11 protein-coding genes and 1 pseudogene are annotated in these 15,303 nt (G+C 72.5%); 1 reads left to right on the top strand and 11 read right to left on the bottom strand.

The genetic code is table 11. The features are described from left to right. Positions 1-5 precede the first annotated feature (5 nt). Positions 6-269 (top strand): hypothetical protein, encoded by a 264-nt coding sequence (locus tag ACWEJ6_RS31605; RefSeq protein WP_452428510.1) that lies wholly within the window; start codon positions 6-8, stop codon positions 267-269. On the opposite strand, the gene ACWEJ6_RS31600 is transcribed toward ACWEJ6_RS31605, so the two are convergent. The 11 genes and pseudogenes from ACWEJ6_RS31600 to ACWEJ6_RS31550 form a co-directional block, all read right to left on the bottom strand. Then, positions 205-831: a S26 family signal peptidase gene (locus tag ACWEJ6_RS31600; RefSeq protein ID WP_452428508.1), complete on the bottom strand. Its 627-nt coding sequence runs from the start codon at positions 829-831 to the stop codon at positions 205-207. The two genes, ACWEJ6_RS31605 and ACWEJ6_RS31600, sit on opposite strands and share 65 nt — an antisense overlap. A gap of 16 nt (positions 832-847) precedes the next feature. Beyond that, complete coding sequence (locus ACWEJ6_RS31595; RefSeq protein ID WP_452428506.1) at positions 848-2,698, bottom strand: ABC transporter ATP-binding protein; 1,851 nt, start codon at positions 2,696-2,698, stop codon at positions 848-850. Continuing rightward, positions 2,695-3,234 carry a TlpA disulfide reductase family protein gene (locus ACWEJ6_RS31590; RefSeq protein ID WP_452428504.1) on the bottom strand — a complete coding sequence of 180 codons (540 nt, stop codon included), beginning with the start codon at positions 3,232-3,234 and terminating at the stop codon, positions 2,695-2,697. Before ACWEJ6_RS31590 ends, ACWEJ6_RS31595 begins: the two co-directional genes overlap by 4 nt. 196 nt (positions 3,235-3,430) lie before the next feature. Next, positions 3,431-3,838: pseudogene (locus tag ACWEJ6_RS31585) on the bottom strand (MauE/DoxX family redox-associated membrane protein); the annotation flags it as partial. Between the two features lie 68 nt (positions 3,839-3,906). Continuing rightward, complete coding sequence (locus tag ACWEJ6_RS31580) at positions 3,907-4,110, bottom strand: hypothetical protein (RefSeq protein ID WP_352366027.1); 204 nt, start codon at positions 4,108-4,110, stop codon at positions 3,907-3,909. 210 nt (positions 4,111-4,320) lie between these two features. Then, a complete protein-coding gene (locus ACWEJ6_RS31575) occupies positions 4,321-7,395 on the bottom strand; it encodes a BTAD domain-containing putative transcriptional regulator (RefSeq protein ID WP_452428502.1) in 3,075 nt (1,024 codons plus the stop codon). Positions 7,396-7,849: 454 nt separating this feature from the next. After that, positions 7,850-10,579 (bottom strand): S8 family serine peptidase, encoded by a 2,730-nt coding sequence (locus ACWEJ6_RS31570; RefSeq protein ID WP_452428500.1) that lies wholly within the window; start codon positions 10,577-10,579, stop codon positions 7,850-7,852. A 1-nt stretch (position 10,580) separates the two neighbouring features. Beyond that, a complete protein-coding gene (locus ACWEJ6_RS31565) occupies positions 10,581-11,771 on the bottom strand; it encodes a hypothetical protein (protein ID WP_452428498.1) in 1,191 nt (396 codons plus the stop codon). Positions 11,772-11,780: 9 nt separating this feature from the next. Continuing rightward, complete coding sequence (locus tag ACWEJ6_RS31560) at positions 11,781-12,908, bottom strand: hypothetical protein (RefSeq protein ID WP_452428496.1); 1,128 nt, start codon at positions 12,906-12,908, stop codon at positions 11,781-11,783. Next, positions 12,905-15,157 carry a hypothetical protein gene (locus ACWEJ6_RS31555; RefSeq protein ID WP_452428494.1) on the bottom strand — a complete coding sequence of 751 codons (2,253 nt, stop codon included), beginning with the start codon at positions 15,155-15,157 and terminating at the stop codon, positions 12,905-12,907. Before ACWEJ6_RS31555 ends, ACWEJ6_RS31560 begins: the two co-directional genes overlap by 4 nt. Next, positions 15,154-15,279, bottom strand: a complete 126-nt coding sequence (locus ACWEJ6_RS31550; protein WP_387667137.1) for a hypothetical protein — start codon at positions 15,277-15,279, stop codon at positions 15,154-15,156. Before ACWEJ6_RS31550 ends, ACWEJ6_RS31555 begins: the two co-directional genes overlap by 4 nt. Between the last annotated feature and the right edge of the window lie 24 nt (positions 15,280-15,303).

Here is a 15,303-nt window from a genome sequence, read left to right as displayed (position 1 = left end):
TCTCAGTGCCGGCGGCTGTCCACCGGTTCCTCAACCGCGGGCACGGCCCGGTCATGGAGTGGCAGGAGAACGTGGTGCTGGTGGGGAGCGCGGCAGGAGCGGGCGGCCGGCTGAGCGTACGGGTCGAGCGGACGCTGGACGACTGGAGCCTGCCGGGCGACCGCCGCGAGCGCGGCCGCTCGTTGTTCGAGCAGGGCCGGATGCTCAGGAAGCGGCCGGCGGCCGAGGCGTGCCGGCCCGTGCCCCGCGTCCGCCGTCCTCCTGCCTGACCTCGGGCGCCGGGGCGATGCGCCGTACCACCACGCCGAGCAGCCATTCCGCCGGCACGTAGCCGAAGTGCCGCGAGTCGCGCGAGGCCGCCGCGTTGTCGCCGAGCACGACCAGGCATCCGTCGGGCACGACCCGGCCGGGAGCGTGCGGCAAGGAGGCGATCTCGCGGGGAACCGGGTCACCAGGCACGGCGGTCACGCGCTTGACCACCCGGAACGGCTCGTCCGCGGGTTCCCGCGCCGCGACGGGCCTTCCGGCCGGCTGCCGGCCGTTCACCGGTCGGCCCGACGGCGCACGGGGGTCGGTGGTGAGCGCGGCCTCGGCCGCCATCTCCGGCCACATCTCCGTGAGGCTGCCGACGAGCAGCACCACCTGGCCGCGCCGGACCGCGTCCAGGGACGCCCGCCGGACCAGCACCCGGTCGCCGTCGCGGAACGCCGGCTCCATGCTCACGCCCGCCACCGTGATGACGAGGTAGCGACGGCGCAGCCGGACGGCGACCGCGGCCGACGCCCCGAGGACGCACCCCGCCGCCGCCAGCAGTGCCAGGACGGGTCTCAACGGCGTTCCCCTCCACTCATCGCGTCACCGGCTCGACGGGCTCCTCGGCGTAACCGGCCGCCTGAACGCTGAACAGCCGGGCGTACGTGCCCCGGGCGGCGAGCAGGTCGGCGTGCCGCCCCTGTTCGACGACCAGCCCGCCGGACAGGACGACGATGAGGTCGGCGTCCCGGATCGTGTTGAGGCGGTGGGAGATGAGCAGGCTGCTGCGGCCGTCGCGCATCCTCCGCAGCCGCTCGTGCACCTCGTGCTCGGCCTCGGGGTCCAGGCCCGCGTTCGGCTCGTCGAGGATCATCAGGTCCCGGTCCTCGCGGAGGAAGGCCCGCGCGAGGGCCACCCGCTGCCACTGGCCGCCGGACAACATCACCCCGTTCCCGGGGTCGTCGGCCTCGTCGTCGGCGAAGAACAGGCGGGTCAGCAGCGTCCCGTAGCCGTGGGGCAGGCGGGACAGGGTGCCGTCGATCCCGGCCCGGACGGCCGCGCCGCGGATGCGGTCCAGGTCGCCGAGCGCCGTCAGGTCGCCCATGGCGATGTTGTCGGCCGCGCTGAAGTCGTAGGTCATGAAGTCCTGGAGCACCGCGCCGACGCGGCGGCGTAACTCCTCCACGGGCACGTCGCGCAGGTCCACCCCGTCCCAGAGGATCGCCCCCCGGGTGGGGTCGTAGAACCGGCACAGCAGCTTGACCAGCGTGCTCTTGCCCGCGCCGTTATGGCCGACCAGCGCCGTCGAGGCGCCGTGGGGGAGGAAGAGGGTGACGCCGCGCAGCGCCCACGGATGGTCGTCGCTGTAGCGGAACCAGACGTCGCGCAGTTCGATGCCGCGGCGAAGCGCGGGCAGCGGCGCCGGGTCGTCCGGCGGGGGCAGGTCCGGCCCGGCGTCGACCACCGCGACGTAGTGGCCGAACAGGAGCACTTGGTGGTGCGCCCCGGCCATCGACGTGATCAGCCCGCCGAGCGCCCCCTGCAGACCGGCGACCACGGCCACGAACATCGACACGTCGCCCACCGTCACCTGCCCCCGCCCGGCGGCCACGACGACCCACACCAGCCCGCCACCGGCGATGACCGCCGACAGCGCCGCCAGCGCCCCCTGGACGACGACCTCCCGCCGGTCCGTCCGCCGCCGGGCCTCGTCGGCGGCGCGCCGCTCGGCGACCAGCCGACCGCGGAGATAGGGGCCGAGGCCGAACAGCCGGATCTCCTTGGCCGCCGCCGCGCTGGCGAGCAGGTCGCCGTACAACATCTGCCGCCGTTCCGTCGGACCGATCCGCCACATCATCGCGGCGCGCCGCCGGGACAGCTGCAGCTCCAGGATCACCGTGGGGACGGCGGCGGCCAGCACGACGACGGTGAACCCCGTGCTGATCACGGTCAGCGAGCCGAGGAACCCGGCCAGGGTGAGCGCCCCGCGTACCACCTCGAACACCGCGTCGGCGGTCCTGGCCGGCGCGGACGCGCTCTGCTGGGCCAGCCGGAGCCGGTCCTGGAAGTGCGGATCCTCGAACCTGGCGATCCCCGCCACCTGCTCGACCGCGGCGAACAGCTCGTCGTGCCCGCGGAGGGCGGCCCTGCGGTCCATCTCGGCCCGCAGGTACTGGGCGACGCGCGGCACGACCCCGAGCGCGATCCCCGCCGCCGCGAGCCCGGCCGCGGGCCCCACCAGCCCGGACGGCGAGCCCGGCGCGGACGTCAACCGGTCCAGGACGGCCTTCGTCAGCCAGGCCACCGCGATCGGGATCACCGCGACCGCCGCCGTGCACACCAGGTACGCCAGGCCGTGCAGGGGCGCCGAACGGAACGTCAGCGCCACGACCCGCGCCGCGGTGGCCGCGAACGCGCCGGGGGATGTCCGGGGCTCCCGGCTCACGCAGCCCTCATGACCCGCAGCAGGGCGACGTCGGGCGCGGTGGCGAGCAGCGCGCCGGTGCCGTCGACGACGTAGTGCGCGGGGAACCCGTCGACCGCGAAGGCCCGGCTGAGCTCGCCGTCGAACTCCTCCACGGTCACGCGGGCCACCGGTGTGAGCGTGCGGACCATCTCGTCGCTGTCCTCCTGGTCACCGGCCAGGACGGCGAGGACCTGCCGCCGCCCGCCCGGCAGGCCGCGGGCGAACTCGACGAACTCCGGCAGCGTCTCCCGGCATGTCGTGCAGCCGGGGCTGAAGAAGGCGACCAGGGTCTCACCCGTCAGCAGGTCGCGGGAGACCGGCTCACCGTCAACGGTGGTGGCCAGGAAGTCGCCGACGCTCCCGCGGAGCCTCCCCGGCGGACGGTCACCGTGGGCCAGGAGGCTCCGCAGCTGATCGGTGTGCTCCCGCAGCCGTCTGACCACTCCCAGCGTCAGCACCAGGTCGAAGAGGCACAGCGCCCCCACCAGGATCATCCCGGTGACGAGCATCGACATGACGTTCTCCTTTCGGCGCCGGTCCGGCGTTCGCCGCCGGGGACACGAACAGTTCGACCAGGTCGTCCAACCGGCTGACGAGCACGGCCAGCACCAGTCCCGCGCCGCCCGCGACCGCCGTGCCGGCCGGCTGCGACCATGCCTGCGACCACGCCTGTGACCATGCCTGCGGGAGGACGACTCCGCAGGTCAGGGCCACCGCCAGGAGGCCGAGGTTGCGGGCCGGATGGCGTCGTCCCAGAGGGGCCTGCGACGTCCCGAAGCACCGGCAGGACGTGCGCACGCCGCGACGCAGGGCGCGGACGATCGCCACGCTGAACAGGCCGAGCAGGACGGCGGCGGCGGCCGACCCCACAACGGACGCGAGCGGATGAAGGACCTGCGCGGCGATCAGCACCGGGACGGCCGACTCGGCCACGACGACCACGGCCGCCGCCCAGCGGGCGGTCCGCGGGCCCGTGCCGTGTCCCAGCAGGGCGGTGAGCAGGGCTCCGGTCGCCCGTACGAACTCGGCGTAGGCCGTGCGGCCGCGGATCTTGCTCAGTGCCGACATCGCGAAGACGACACCGATCAGACACTGGCCGCCCAAAGCGACAAACTCCACCGGATTTCCTCGATACGGAGCTCAAAGCGCGCTTGCCCGCCCCGGCCGGGCGGACAAGCGCTCAACGGCTAGCAGTAGCTGGAGATGACCGTGCACGCGCCGCAGTTCGTGCCGTGGACGAGGTCGTACAGCCTCTTGCCGTAGACGACCTGGCCGCCCATGGTGCAGCACATGTACCGCCACGTGCAGCCGGCCGCGGTCGCCGACGCGTCGGCCTTGGGCGCGACCCGCTCCAGCAGGCGGTCGCTGATTCTCGTGATCGTCGCGATCATGGTTCCGCTCTCCTTCACCAACTGGTCGTCAGCGAGGCCCGGGCGTGCCGTTCCTCGATGGACCACTCCATCGTGAACGGCGGATCTTGCGATTTTGTGGCGATCGCCGGTACGCGGATTCCCGCACCCCGCAGGCGCGGTGACCTGGGACGACGGCGGCCCGGGGGCATAATGCGGCTCCCGGTACGGGAAGGAGTACGGCCGTCGCGCTCACAGGTTCCTGAGGATGACGTCCGGCGTGCCCGGGTCGTCGCCGGCCTCGATGCGGGACCGTTCGCCGGCGCTGATGAGCCGGAGGTCGTGCAGGATCGTCACGGCGTTGCGCCGGCACTCCCGGGCGCGATCCTCCGCCCCGAGCGCACGATGGACCAGGCCCAGGCCCCACCAGTGGCGCGCCTCCGTGCAACTGCCCAGGTCGTCGGCCGCGCGGTCGGCGTCCAGCGCCATCCGGAAGTAACGCTCGGACTCCCGGTGGCGGCCCATGCGCCGATGTGCCTCGGCGAGGTAGCCGAGCGCGATGGCCGTGCCCACCAGGTCCTCGATCTCCCGGGTGCCGGACAGGGCGTCGCACAAGGCCGTGACGGCCGCCTCCGGGTCGCCGCCGCGCAGGTAGGTGAGCCCGAGGTTGGTGAGGGTGATCGCCTCGCCGTACCGGTTGCCCTGGCCGCTCTCCAGGTCGATCGAGAGGCGGAAGTGGCCGACGGCCTCCGCGAACCGGCCCAGCCTGCTGTGGACGACCCCCAGACGGTCGAGCTGGGCGGCCTCTCCCCGGCGGTTGCCGGTCTGCCGGTGTTGTGCGAGTGACACCTTCAGGTGGACCAGCGCGTCGTCCAGCCGGCCGAGGTCGGCCAGCACGTATCCGAGGTCGCCGTGGGTCACCGCCCGGTGGTGGGGCTCGCCCAGGCGGTCGGCCGCGGCGGCGCCCGTCTCGCTGACCTCCCACAGCTCCCGCCACCGCCCTCGTTCGTACAGCGGGAAGAACAGCGCCGCCGACAGGGCGGTGACCAGGTCGTCGGCGCCCAGCGCCGCCGCGCTGCCCAGCACCGCCGGAAGCTGCGCGGCCTCCGCGTCGACCCACGCGTACACCTCCTGCCGGTCGCGGAAGCCCGGCCCCGCGCCGGGCGTCGTCTCCGGACCCAGCGTCGTCCGCCACACGGCGACGGGGATCACCTGCCTGCTCGCGTCTCTGGCGACGGCCAGCCCGTTGTGCAGCGCGCGCAGGACGGCACGCCGCCGCTCCTCCGGCGGGTCGTGCTCCGCGGCGAGCTCCCGGGCGAAGAGCCGGGCCAGGTCGTGCACGCAATAGCGTCCGGGGGCGGCGGTCTGCACCAGATGCGCCTCGGTGAGCTGGTCGAGCAGGTCCTCGGCGGTCGTGGCCGGGAGGCCGGCGAGGGCCGCGGCGGTGTCCACGCCGAGCTCCGTGACGCCGAGCAGGCTCATGCACCGGAACATGCGGGCCTGCGCCGGGTCGAGATCCCGGTAGCCGACCATGAGACTGGCTCTGACCGCGCGGTCCTCCAGCTCCAGCTCCGTGAGACGCCGCCCCTCCTCGGCCAGCCTGTCCGCCAGCGTCCGCCAGGTCCAGGCGGGCCGCACCGACAGCCGGGCGGCCGCGATCGAGAGCGCCAGCGGAAGGTAGGCGCACTGCCGGGCGACGGCGTTCTGGGCCTCGATGTCGTCCGGCCCAGTGGCGGGACCGGTGGCGGGACCGGTGGCGGGATCGGCGGCGTGGCGGGTCAGCAGGGCGCGGCAGTCCTCCTCGGGCAGCACCTCCAGCTCGTACGGGACGCGGCCCTCCAGCGCGGCGAGCGTCCTGCGGCTGGTCACGATGACACCGCAGGTAGGGCTCGCCGGGAGCAGCGCGCGTACCTGTCTGACGTCCAGCACGTTGTCGAACACGAACAGCATGCGGCGTCCGGCGGTGCGGGACCGGAACTGGGCGGCGGCCTCGTCGACGTCCGTGGGGACGGCGGCCCGGTCCACGCCGAGCGACCGCAGCAGCCGACCGAGGGACCGCAGGGGGTCCAGCGGTTCGAGGTCGGGCGTCGAGCCGTGCAGGTTGAGGTAGAACTGCCCGTCGGGAAAATGGTGGGCGGCCTGCCAGGCGGCCTTGACCGCCAGCGCCGACTTGCCGATGCCGCCGCAGCCGGAGATCAGGATCGGCTGCGGACGCCTGCCGACCACGTCGCGCACGAGCGCGTCGATCAGCCCCGTCCGTCCGACGAAACCCGGCACCACGGGCGGCAGCTCGCGGGGAGCGGTCGGCGCGCCGGTGCCGGGCTCCGCCGGCGCGCCGGACGTCCGGATCTCCACGGCGCCGTCCACTCCCTGCCGGAGCACGTGGAGCTGCGCGTCCACGAGTTCCGGGCCGGGGGACACCCCCAGGTCGTCGACCAGCCGCCGGCTGATCCCGCCGAACACCTCCAGCGCGGCGGCCTGCTCGCCGCAGCCGGCCAGCGCGATCATCAGCCGCGCGTGCGCCCGTTCGTGCAGCCGTTCCACCTGCGTGATCGCGCGCAGCGGCGACAGGACGAGCTCGTGCCGGCCGAGCGACTCGGCCACCTCCGCGAACTCCAGCGCGGCCGTCACCCGCTCCGCGCTCAACGCGGACACCTTCGGATGGTTGTGCAGCGCGGGGACGTCCAGCAGCGGGCTGTCCCGCCACAGGTCCATCGCCTGCCCGAACGACACCGCGGCCGCGTCGAGCTCGGCCCTGTCACGATGTTCGCGCGCCTGGCGAAGAAGCCGCCGGAAGGTCAGGACGTCCACGTCGCCGTCCGCCACGGACAGCTGATAGCCGTGCTGACGGCAAATGATGAGTTTCTTGTTCCGGGCCCCGTGATGCAATGTGCGGCGAAGCTTGCTGACATGGCCGTGCACCGCTCGCACACAACCGTCGCCGGCCGCGTCACCCCATAATGCGTCGGCGATGGATTCCATCGGCACGACCTGGTTCGCGGACAACGCGAGCAATCCGAGAACGCCTCTCTGCCGTTCACCGCCCAACGCGACGAACGATCCGTGCTCCCGCACTTCGAGCGGGCCCAATATCCGCAGCCAGACCGCCGCCGACGCCGGACCGCGAAAGGGATCGCCCGATCCGGACATGACCAGCGGGAGGACGTCCGACAGGCGGCGCAGGGTTTCGGCACGTGGGCGGCGCGTGCGGCCCTGCTCGACGTCACGGATCACGGCGACGCTCACCCCGGACCGGGCGGCGAGTTCCTGCTGGGTCAGGCCGGCCTGTTCGCGTCGCAGCCGCAGTTCGTCACTCAGGTTCTCCATTACTCATTGCCCTCGCTGAAGGATGAGGAGTTCGAGAGCGACCCGGCGGCGGCTCGCCCCGAAGAGCTTTACCCCTCCCGTGACGAGGCGCAAGGATTGTTCCGTCTTCTCGAAATGTTCGCAGGCCGACTTACCGATTGGTCACGGCTCTGGAATCGCGCCCCCGCCCACAAGGACTGGCTGCGGCTGCCTGTTGCTCAACCCCGACGTCCATCAGGCGGGCGGCCGAGACGGCGGACGCCTCGGGGGACGCTGATCGCCGGGCTCGTCATCAGTTCGGCGGCTGAGGCCCGGAGGTGGGATCGGGAGTGGCCATGCCGCCCTCTGTCTCGTTCGCTCCCTCGTGCCGACCCGAGCGGTGGGGCTCGTGGAGAGCCTGCGGGTCGAGGCGGCCCGCCGCCTGCTGGTGCGGCGCGCCGCGCCCCCGGCAGAGGGCTGCCGGGGGCGCGGGGGATCAGGATGACTCGAGCTTCACATCGAGCCCGGTGACTCGGTCGGTGGCGACGGCGGCGGTGGCGGTCGTGGCGGCGTAGCCGCTCTTGGTGACCGTGACCTCCCGATCGCCGGCCTGGGCGGAGAACAGCCAGTAGGCGCCGGAGGCGTCGGTGGTGGCCGTTCGCCCGTCGGAGGCGACCGCCGCTCCCTGCACGGGCTTGCCGGTGGCGGCATCGGTGACCGTGCCGGTCACCAGGCCGCCCGTGACCTTCTGGCAGGTGCGGTCACTGACGTAGACGTCGTCGATCGCCCACCAGCCCGAGCGGTTGCCCCGGTAGTGGAAGCGGACCTGGGCCTTGGTCTTGCCCGCCGCCTGCGGCATCGCCACCACCTGCGCGGCCGGGCCGGAAGCGCCGGGGAAGCCCTTACGGGTCCACACCGTCGTCCAGGTACGCCCGCCGTCCAGGCTGAGGTCGGCCCAGGCGATGGCGTTGACGCCGGGCTTGAGGTCGCCCGCGAACTCCAGCACAGGGCTGGTGTGCTTGGCCAGGTTCAGCACCGGACTGGTCAGGTAGGTGTCCTGGACATGCCCCTTGCCGGAGTGGTCGGAGTCGACGATGGCGAACCTGCCGCTCCCGCCGGTCCGGTTCTCCCGGGCGCCGGGGTTGTCGAAGACCCAGCCCGGCTGGTGGTCGAACCCGGGGAAGCCGGGATCGACGTTGGTGACCTGCCACCCGGTGGGCTTGCCCGAGCTGAACGGCTCGGGCGTGCCCGCCCTGCTCGCCAGGTAGCCGGGGGCCACGCACGCGAGGGCGGCAGGCAGGGCGGCGTCCACGGTCTGGTCCTCCGCCCCCAGACTGACCTTCCTGGTGACCGGGTCGTAGCCGGGTGCGCCCGGGGTGATGCGCAGCGTGTAGTCGGTGGCGGGCAGCAGGGACAGGGAGTAGCGGCCGGTGATCGCGTCTGCGGTGGCGTCCCACGTGTGGCCCTTGCCGTCGTCGGCGGTCACCTTGGCGCCCAGCGGCCAGCCGTGGCCGGAGCCGTCGGTGAGCGTGCCGGACAGGGTCTTGCGCTGGGTCGGGGTGAGCGGGACGTCCTGCTTGATCGAGCCGTCCTTGGTCACCTTGATCGCCAAGGTGGCGTCCTGGTAGCCGTAGGCGCTCACCTTGAGCTCGTAGTCACCGGCCAGCAGCTTGAAGGTGTACGCGCCGTCCTCGCCGGAGGTGGACCGGCGGTTGAGCTGCCCGCTCAGCGACACGGTGGCGTCCTTGAGCGGCTCGCCGGTGGCGGCGTCGGTGACGGTGCCCGAAAGCGTGCCCAGGCCCTGGGCGCCCGCCTGCACCAGCGTCAGCGCGTCCAGGCGGCCCTCGCCGTAGACGTTGTTGTTGGCCGCGTCGCCGCCGCACTGCGGGTCGGCGGTGTCGACGGCGGTCAGGTCCAGCAGCGTGCGGGTGCCCTCGATGTCGCGGGCCAGCGACGGGTTGGCCGACCAGAGCAGGGCCACCGCGCCCGACGCGTGCGGCGTGGCCATCGAGGTGCCCGACATCAAGAGGTAGCCTCCGCCCTTGACGGAGGAGCGGACGTCCACGCCGGGAGCCGAGATGTCGGGCTTGATCTGCCCGTCCTGGCCGTCCCCCCGGCTGGAGAAGCTGGCGATCTTGTTGTTGCCGTCGTAGGCGCCCACGGAGTAGTTGAGCGTACGGCTGCCCGGGGTGCCCGAGGTCCGGCACTCGGGCCCTTCGTTGCCGTTGGCCCACATGCCGAAGATGCCGGACGCCGCCCAGGCCGCCTGGATCTCCTCGAACATCGGCTCGTTGGAGGGCAGGTCGCTGCCCCAGGAGTTGTTGACGATGTGCGGGCGCTTGGCCGGGTCGGGGTTCTGCCCGGCCGCGTCGGTGGGCGCCAGCATCCACTGGCTGGCCCGCATCAGGTCCAGGTCGCTGCAGCCGCCGGCCTGGCAGCCGCTGGCGGCGATCCACTTGGCCTTGGGCGCGACACCGATCTGGTTGCCCTTGCCGTCGTCGCCCACCATGGTGCCCATGGTGTGCGAGCCGTGGTTGTGGCCGTCGCACGGGCCGGGCTCGTCGCAGTTCCCGGCCGCGTCGTACCAGTTGTAGTCGTGGGTGAAGGTGCCGTCGCCGTTGTTGCCCCGGTAGGAGCCGATCAGCGCCGGGTGGGTGTACTCCACACCGGTGTCGACGTTGGCCACGACGATGTCCTCGCCGCGCACGCCGTACTGCTGCCACACCTGGTCGGCCTTGATGTTGGCGATGCCCCACTCCACGGCGGCGGCCGTCGCGGCGGCGCCCTTGGTCTCCACCGGCAGGGCCACCGGGTAGGTTCTGGGCGCCCGGACCTCGCTCACCCCGTCCAGCTTCGCCAGCTTTTCGGCCAGCTTCAGGGGCACGTCGCGGACGTACACGGCGTTGGCCGCCCAGAACGTCTCGCTCTTGCGGCCCTCGGCCTTCAGCAGCTTGCGCAGCGGGGCCTGCGAACGGTCGGCCGTGTCGCGCAGGGCGCGCACGACCTGCTCCCCGCGCGCGGTGCGGGTCCTGGCCCGCTCGGCGCTCTTGGTGTCGGCCTTGTCGGACAGCAGCACCCACAGGTCGGTGCGGTCCTTGGCGGCGTAGGCCGCGAGCACTTCCCCGCCCAGCGGACGCGGATCAGCCGGCGCGGCGGCCGCCGCGGGGGCGGGGGCCAGGAGGGAGGCGGCCATGAGCGCGCCCACCGCTAAAGTGATGATTTTCATGTCAGCGTCCTTCGCAGCTCAGGTGCGCGACGAGTGGCTGTGAAGTGCTCTCCCAGCCGGTGCCGTTGAGAATCTGGCCGCTCGCCCAGACGTCCTTGGGCCCGGAGCCGGTCAGTGCGGTGTAGATGTAGGCCGAGCCGGGCGCCTGGACGCCCTCGGGCCGCACGTCCGTCCAGGACTTGCCGTCCCAGTGCTGCAGCGGGGGCTGCGACGAGCCGTCGGCCGGCGACGTCGCGGTGATCCACACGTCGTCGGGGCCCGCGGCGTAGACAGAGAAGGGTAAGGTCCAGGCCGCCGACGGCGTGGGCGCGGCACTCCAGGACCTGCCGTCCCAGTGCAGCGCCACGGGGGCGAAGGTGCCCGGCTTCCGCTCGTAGCCGACCGCCCAGACGTCGTCGGAGGCACGAGCGCTGACGGAGACGAGCTCGGCGAGCAGCCCGGGCACGCCGGGCATTTCCCTCCACGCCTTCCCGTCGTAGTGCAGGATCAGCGACTCGATCCGGGCGGGGTCGGTGTACTGCCTGCCGACCGCCCAGACGTCGTCACGGGACCGCGCGTGCACAGCGCGCAGGGTTGCGTTCGCCCGGGTCATCGCCGGGTGGTCGACGTTCTTCCAGACTCTGCCGTTCCACTGCTGGATGGCGGCGCCGGCGGAGTCCGCGCTCTGTGTGGTGTACTCACCGACGGTCCAGGCGACCGAGGACGAGACCGAGTCGATGGACTGAAGATTGGGCCTGGTCGCGGTGGGGTCGGGGGAGATCGCGGTGGGCACGAAGGTCCACCGCCCGCCGTTCAGGCGCGCGAAGACCGGGACGCCGCTGCCGTAGGTGTCGCCGTAGCGGAACTGGTAGCGCGCCCACCCGCTGGACGTCGAGTCGAAGGTCGTCTCCCAGGCGCCGCCGGGGGCCATGGCCGCGTGCGGGATCTGCTTGGGCAGGAGCTTGACCGACCTGCCGTCCGAGGTCAGGGTGGCGGAGGTGCGGTCGCCCTCGGTGGTGAACACCGCCTGCTCGGATGAGACGGACGACGCGTGGGCCACCGAGACGCCGCCGTCGGGGATGGCGGGCACGTCGAGCAACTTCCAGGTGGGGGTGCAGGCGGCGGCCGAGGCCGCCGTCGCCGCGCCGGTCGTGAGCGCGGTGGTCAATGCCGTCGCCGCAAGGGCGACCGCGGTTCTGCGTATGCTGCGCACGAATGCTCCTCAGAAGGCGCCGATGCCGTTGGGTACGCCCATGCCGGTGGGCCCGTCGTGTCCGCGCCTGGCGGTGCACAGCGGCGAGCCGCCGCAGGACCCGTTGGCGCCGGTGGTGATGTCGAACAGGTACTGGCCGGAGCCGTAGAGCTTCTGGCCGGGCACGATCTCCTGGCCGTTGTCGCCCAGCGCGTACACGCCGCCGATCAGCGCGACGCTGATCGGGGTGCCGCTGACGCCGATCCAGCCGCCCCAGGAGGTGCTCTCGTAGAGCTGTACGGGGGAGCGGGCATCGCCCACCGCGGCCACGTCGGCGACCGTGCGCTTGGCGCCGCACTGCCCCTTCGGCTGCCAGGCCGGGCGCGCCTCGTACACCGAGCAGCCCGAGCCGGACCCCGAGGAGGCCATCTCGCTCCAGCCGCGCGCGTTGCCCGGGTCACGCCACAGGGTGGTCGCGCCCACCGCGATCACCGATCCGTAGGCGGCCGGGACCATCTGCCTGCCCACGCCGTTGCCGAACCCGCTGCCGCCGCCCGCGACGATCGGGACGCCGGGGTGGTCGTAGTGCGCCGCGTCGGCCCGCTGGCCGGCGTACTCGTAGAAGCCGGTCATCACCGAGACCGCGTCGGCGCCCTGGACGACCGCCTGGTCGACCGCGGCGCCTATGCTGGCCGGCGTCTCGTCGTCGGCCTCGACCAGCAGCAGCCTGCAGTTGGGGCAGGCTGCCGAGCCCAGGTCGAGCCCGGCCGCGGTGTGCAGCGCGTAGCCGTTGTGGGTCGGTGGCCTGGTGGTGCCGCCGCGCTGGTCCACGTGACGGAAGCAGGGGAACATCTCATCGCACAGCGGCAGGTCGTTGCCCTTGCGATACTCGTTCAGGTCGCGCTCGGCGCTGGGATGGCCGTACGGGACCACGACCGCGAGGGTCTGGCCGCCGCCCAGCCAGGACGAGGGCAGCTTGTAGGCGTCCTGCAGGTCGGCCGCCTTGAGCCCGTCGCTGACGTTCGCGTCGGACTTGGAGGTGACCTTCAGCAGGCAGTCGGGGGTGGAGCAGTCGCTGGCGGCCTGAGCCGACGCCGGCACCAGCAGGGTCAGGCCGAGCACGATCGCGGGGAGCAGCCGGGAGATGATCACGGTCACTGGTCCTTCGGTGCGAGCCGGTAGGCGCGGAGGTTGGTCTGCTCGACGGCGTTGCCGTCGCGGTCTGTGGCCTTGATCCGCAGGGCGGCGTACCCGCCGCTGCCGGGGCTGGTGAGGGTCGTGGTGAAGCGGCCGTCGCGTCCCCGGTTCGCGGTCCGGGGCTCCGACCACGTCGTGCCGCCGTCGTAGGAGACGGAGACGGTGGCGTTCACCCTGCTGGGGTCGTCCTGGTACTGCTGGTGCCGCACCGTGAAGGCCACCTCGAACGGCTCGCCGGCGGGGGTGGCGTTGTCGATGTCCAGCGGCAGGTCGGGCCGTACGAACAGCAGGGGCAGGAACGAGCAGCGGCGGGCGGGGTCGGGCGCGCACATCGCCTGGTCGGGCAGATCGGCCGACCGGTCGCGGTTCGTGGTGCGGAAGGTCCAGTCGGTGGTGCTGGTCGCGTCCCCCACACCAGGGTTGTCGCCGGTCACCTTCAGCCGGTATTCGGCGGGCCGCGGCAGCAGCGGCAGGTCCAGCAGCTGCGTGAGACGTGTGCCGTCGCCCCGGGTCGCCGAGGTGAAGGCGAGCGCGCCGTCGCGGTAGAACTCCACCTTCGCGAGTCCGTCGAGGGCCGAGCGGTAGTGGCCGGCGGTGGAGTCGGCGTACGGATTGAGGTACAGCAGGCCCAGATCGCCCTGCCGGCAGGCCACGCACACCTGCTGCAGCGCGCTGGTGACGTTCGTGTCAGGGGTGTCCTGGATCCCGATCAGGGCCTCCTGCACGTACGGTGCACTGCTGGAGGGCACCTGCGGCCCCTTGTTCCAGGTCTCGGTGAGGTGCTGGCCCGGCCGGATCAGCCGGCGCTCCCCCAACAGGCGCAGCCCAAGGTCCGGTCGCAGGATGGGCTCCCAGGAGACCTTGCCGGGGGCGTTGCTGTACCAGTAGTCGGTGCGCCTGCCGCCGTCCAGGGGGGCGGTGACGCCGAAGGTGGTCTGCGTCCACGGCAGGTAGACCGTGCTCAGGAGCTCCGGGTGCTGGGAGGTGGCTCCCGGAGTGTTGTGGATCGTGGAGTCCACGGTCGTCAGGTCCGAGCGCCTGACCGTGCGGGTGAGCGAGGCCGGCACGCCGCCGGGCTCGTGGAAGACCACCTTGTACGTGGGATCGGCCCCGGTGGGACCGCCGATCGAGGTCATGGCCAGGAAGTCCAGGCTGCCCTTGGTCACGCGCCTGGTCGGCGTGGCGTACAGGGTGTGGACCCCGAAGTCCCCTCCGGAGACCAGGCGCATGAGGAACAGCGCCGTGACCGAGTTGCCGAAGGGCGGGTTGCCGACCTGGTCGCCCTGGACGGTGGTGCGGTTGTAGGTGATGAGGTCGTACTGCGTGTCGGCGGTCTCGGACACGCCCTCGATCGTCGTCTCGTACGGCACGGCCTTGCGTGCGTCCAGCGTGAGCGACATGTCCTCGGTGACGGAGAACTCCGGCTCGATCACCAGGGCGCCGGTGGAGCCCATGTCCAGGACCGGTCCGGTCAGGACGCTGGCCTCGATGCTGTAGTGGCCCGCCGGCACGCTGAAGACGGCCTGGGAGGTGCCCTCCACGCCGTCGCCCACCTGGAACAGCGTGAACGTCGGGTCGTCCAGGCTGTGGATGGAGCCGAGCATGACGCCGGGCTTGCCGGTGCGGTCGATGGAGTCGACGGTGACCGTGTGGTACTCGGGACAGTCGGCCGGCGCCGCCATCGGATCGGCGGGCAGGGCCGGGGCGCCTTCGGGCTGGGCCAGCGTGATGCGGCCGGCGCCCGGCTTCTGCCCGGCCTTCCACTTGCCGGCCAGCTCCTGGCCGAAGCCTTCGGCGTCCTTCTTGGCCAGGGTCCTGGACTGCGGGCCGAGCGTGGCCACGCCGCCCGACTCGACCTTGACCGGCAGGGCGTCGGCGTGCGCGTCGTCCAGCCCGGCGCGCACCAGGTAGCTGACGTTGAACAGGCGGACGTCCAGGGTGCTGCCCAAGAAGGGGGCGGCCTCGGCGGGGATGACGTACTCGTCGCCGTTCAGGGTGAGCTGGGCGAACACGCCGTTGCCCGGGTCGATGACGGTGGCGCTGCCGGTGGGGTCCACCTGCACCTTGTCACCGGTCACCAGCGTGACCGTGGCGCCGGGCCCGGTCGCGGCCTTCGGCGGGGGTTCTGTCGTGGCCTCGGCGGTGCCGAGCCCGGTGACCAGCGTGAGCGCGAGGCAGGCCGCGCCCAGCCGGGAGGTTGACTTGTTCATGCCTTGACCCAGCCGTCCTTGTCGTCTTCGCTTCCGCCTTCTTCAGGCGCGATCTCCACGCCTTCGTCCTCGGTGAGCTCATCCTCGACGGGCTCGTCCTCGGCCTCGTGTACGTCGGACATGCGAAGATCGTGACGAATAGGACA

The organism is Nonomuraea sp. NPDC004702 (assembly GCF_053601695.1).
The sequence above is the reverse complement of the archived record's forward strand: the minus strand, read 5'-3'. Positions and strand labels throughout refer to the sequence as shown.

Coding starts and splice junctions, on each gene's coding strand:
- ACWEJ6_RS31590 (WP_452428504.1), bottom strand. CDS start 3,234: ATGTCGATGCTCGTCACCGGGATGATCCTGGTGGGGGCGCTGTGCCTC.
- ACWEJ6_RS31580 (WP_352366027.1), bottom strand. CDS start 4,110: ATGATCGCGACGATCACGAGAATCAGCGACCGCCTGCTGGAGCGGGTC.
- ACWEJ6_RS31575 (WP_452428502.1), bottom strand. CDS start 7,395: ATGGAGAACCTGAGTGACGAACTGCGGCTGCGACGCGAACAGGCCGGC.
- ACWEJ6_RS31570 (WP_452428500.1), bottom strand. CDS start 10,579: ATGAAAATCATCACTTTAGCGGTGGGCGCGCTCATGGCCGCCTCCCTC.
- ACWEJ6_RS31555 (WP_452428494.1), bottom strand. CDS start 15,157: ATGAACAAGTCAACCTCCCGGCTGGGCGCGGCCTGCCTCGCGCTCACG.
- ACWEJ6_RS31550 (WP_387667137.1), bottom strand. CDS start 15,279: ATGTCCGACGTACACGAGGCCGAGGACGAGCCCGTCGAGGATGAGCTC.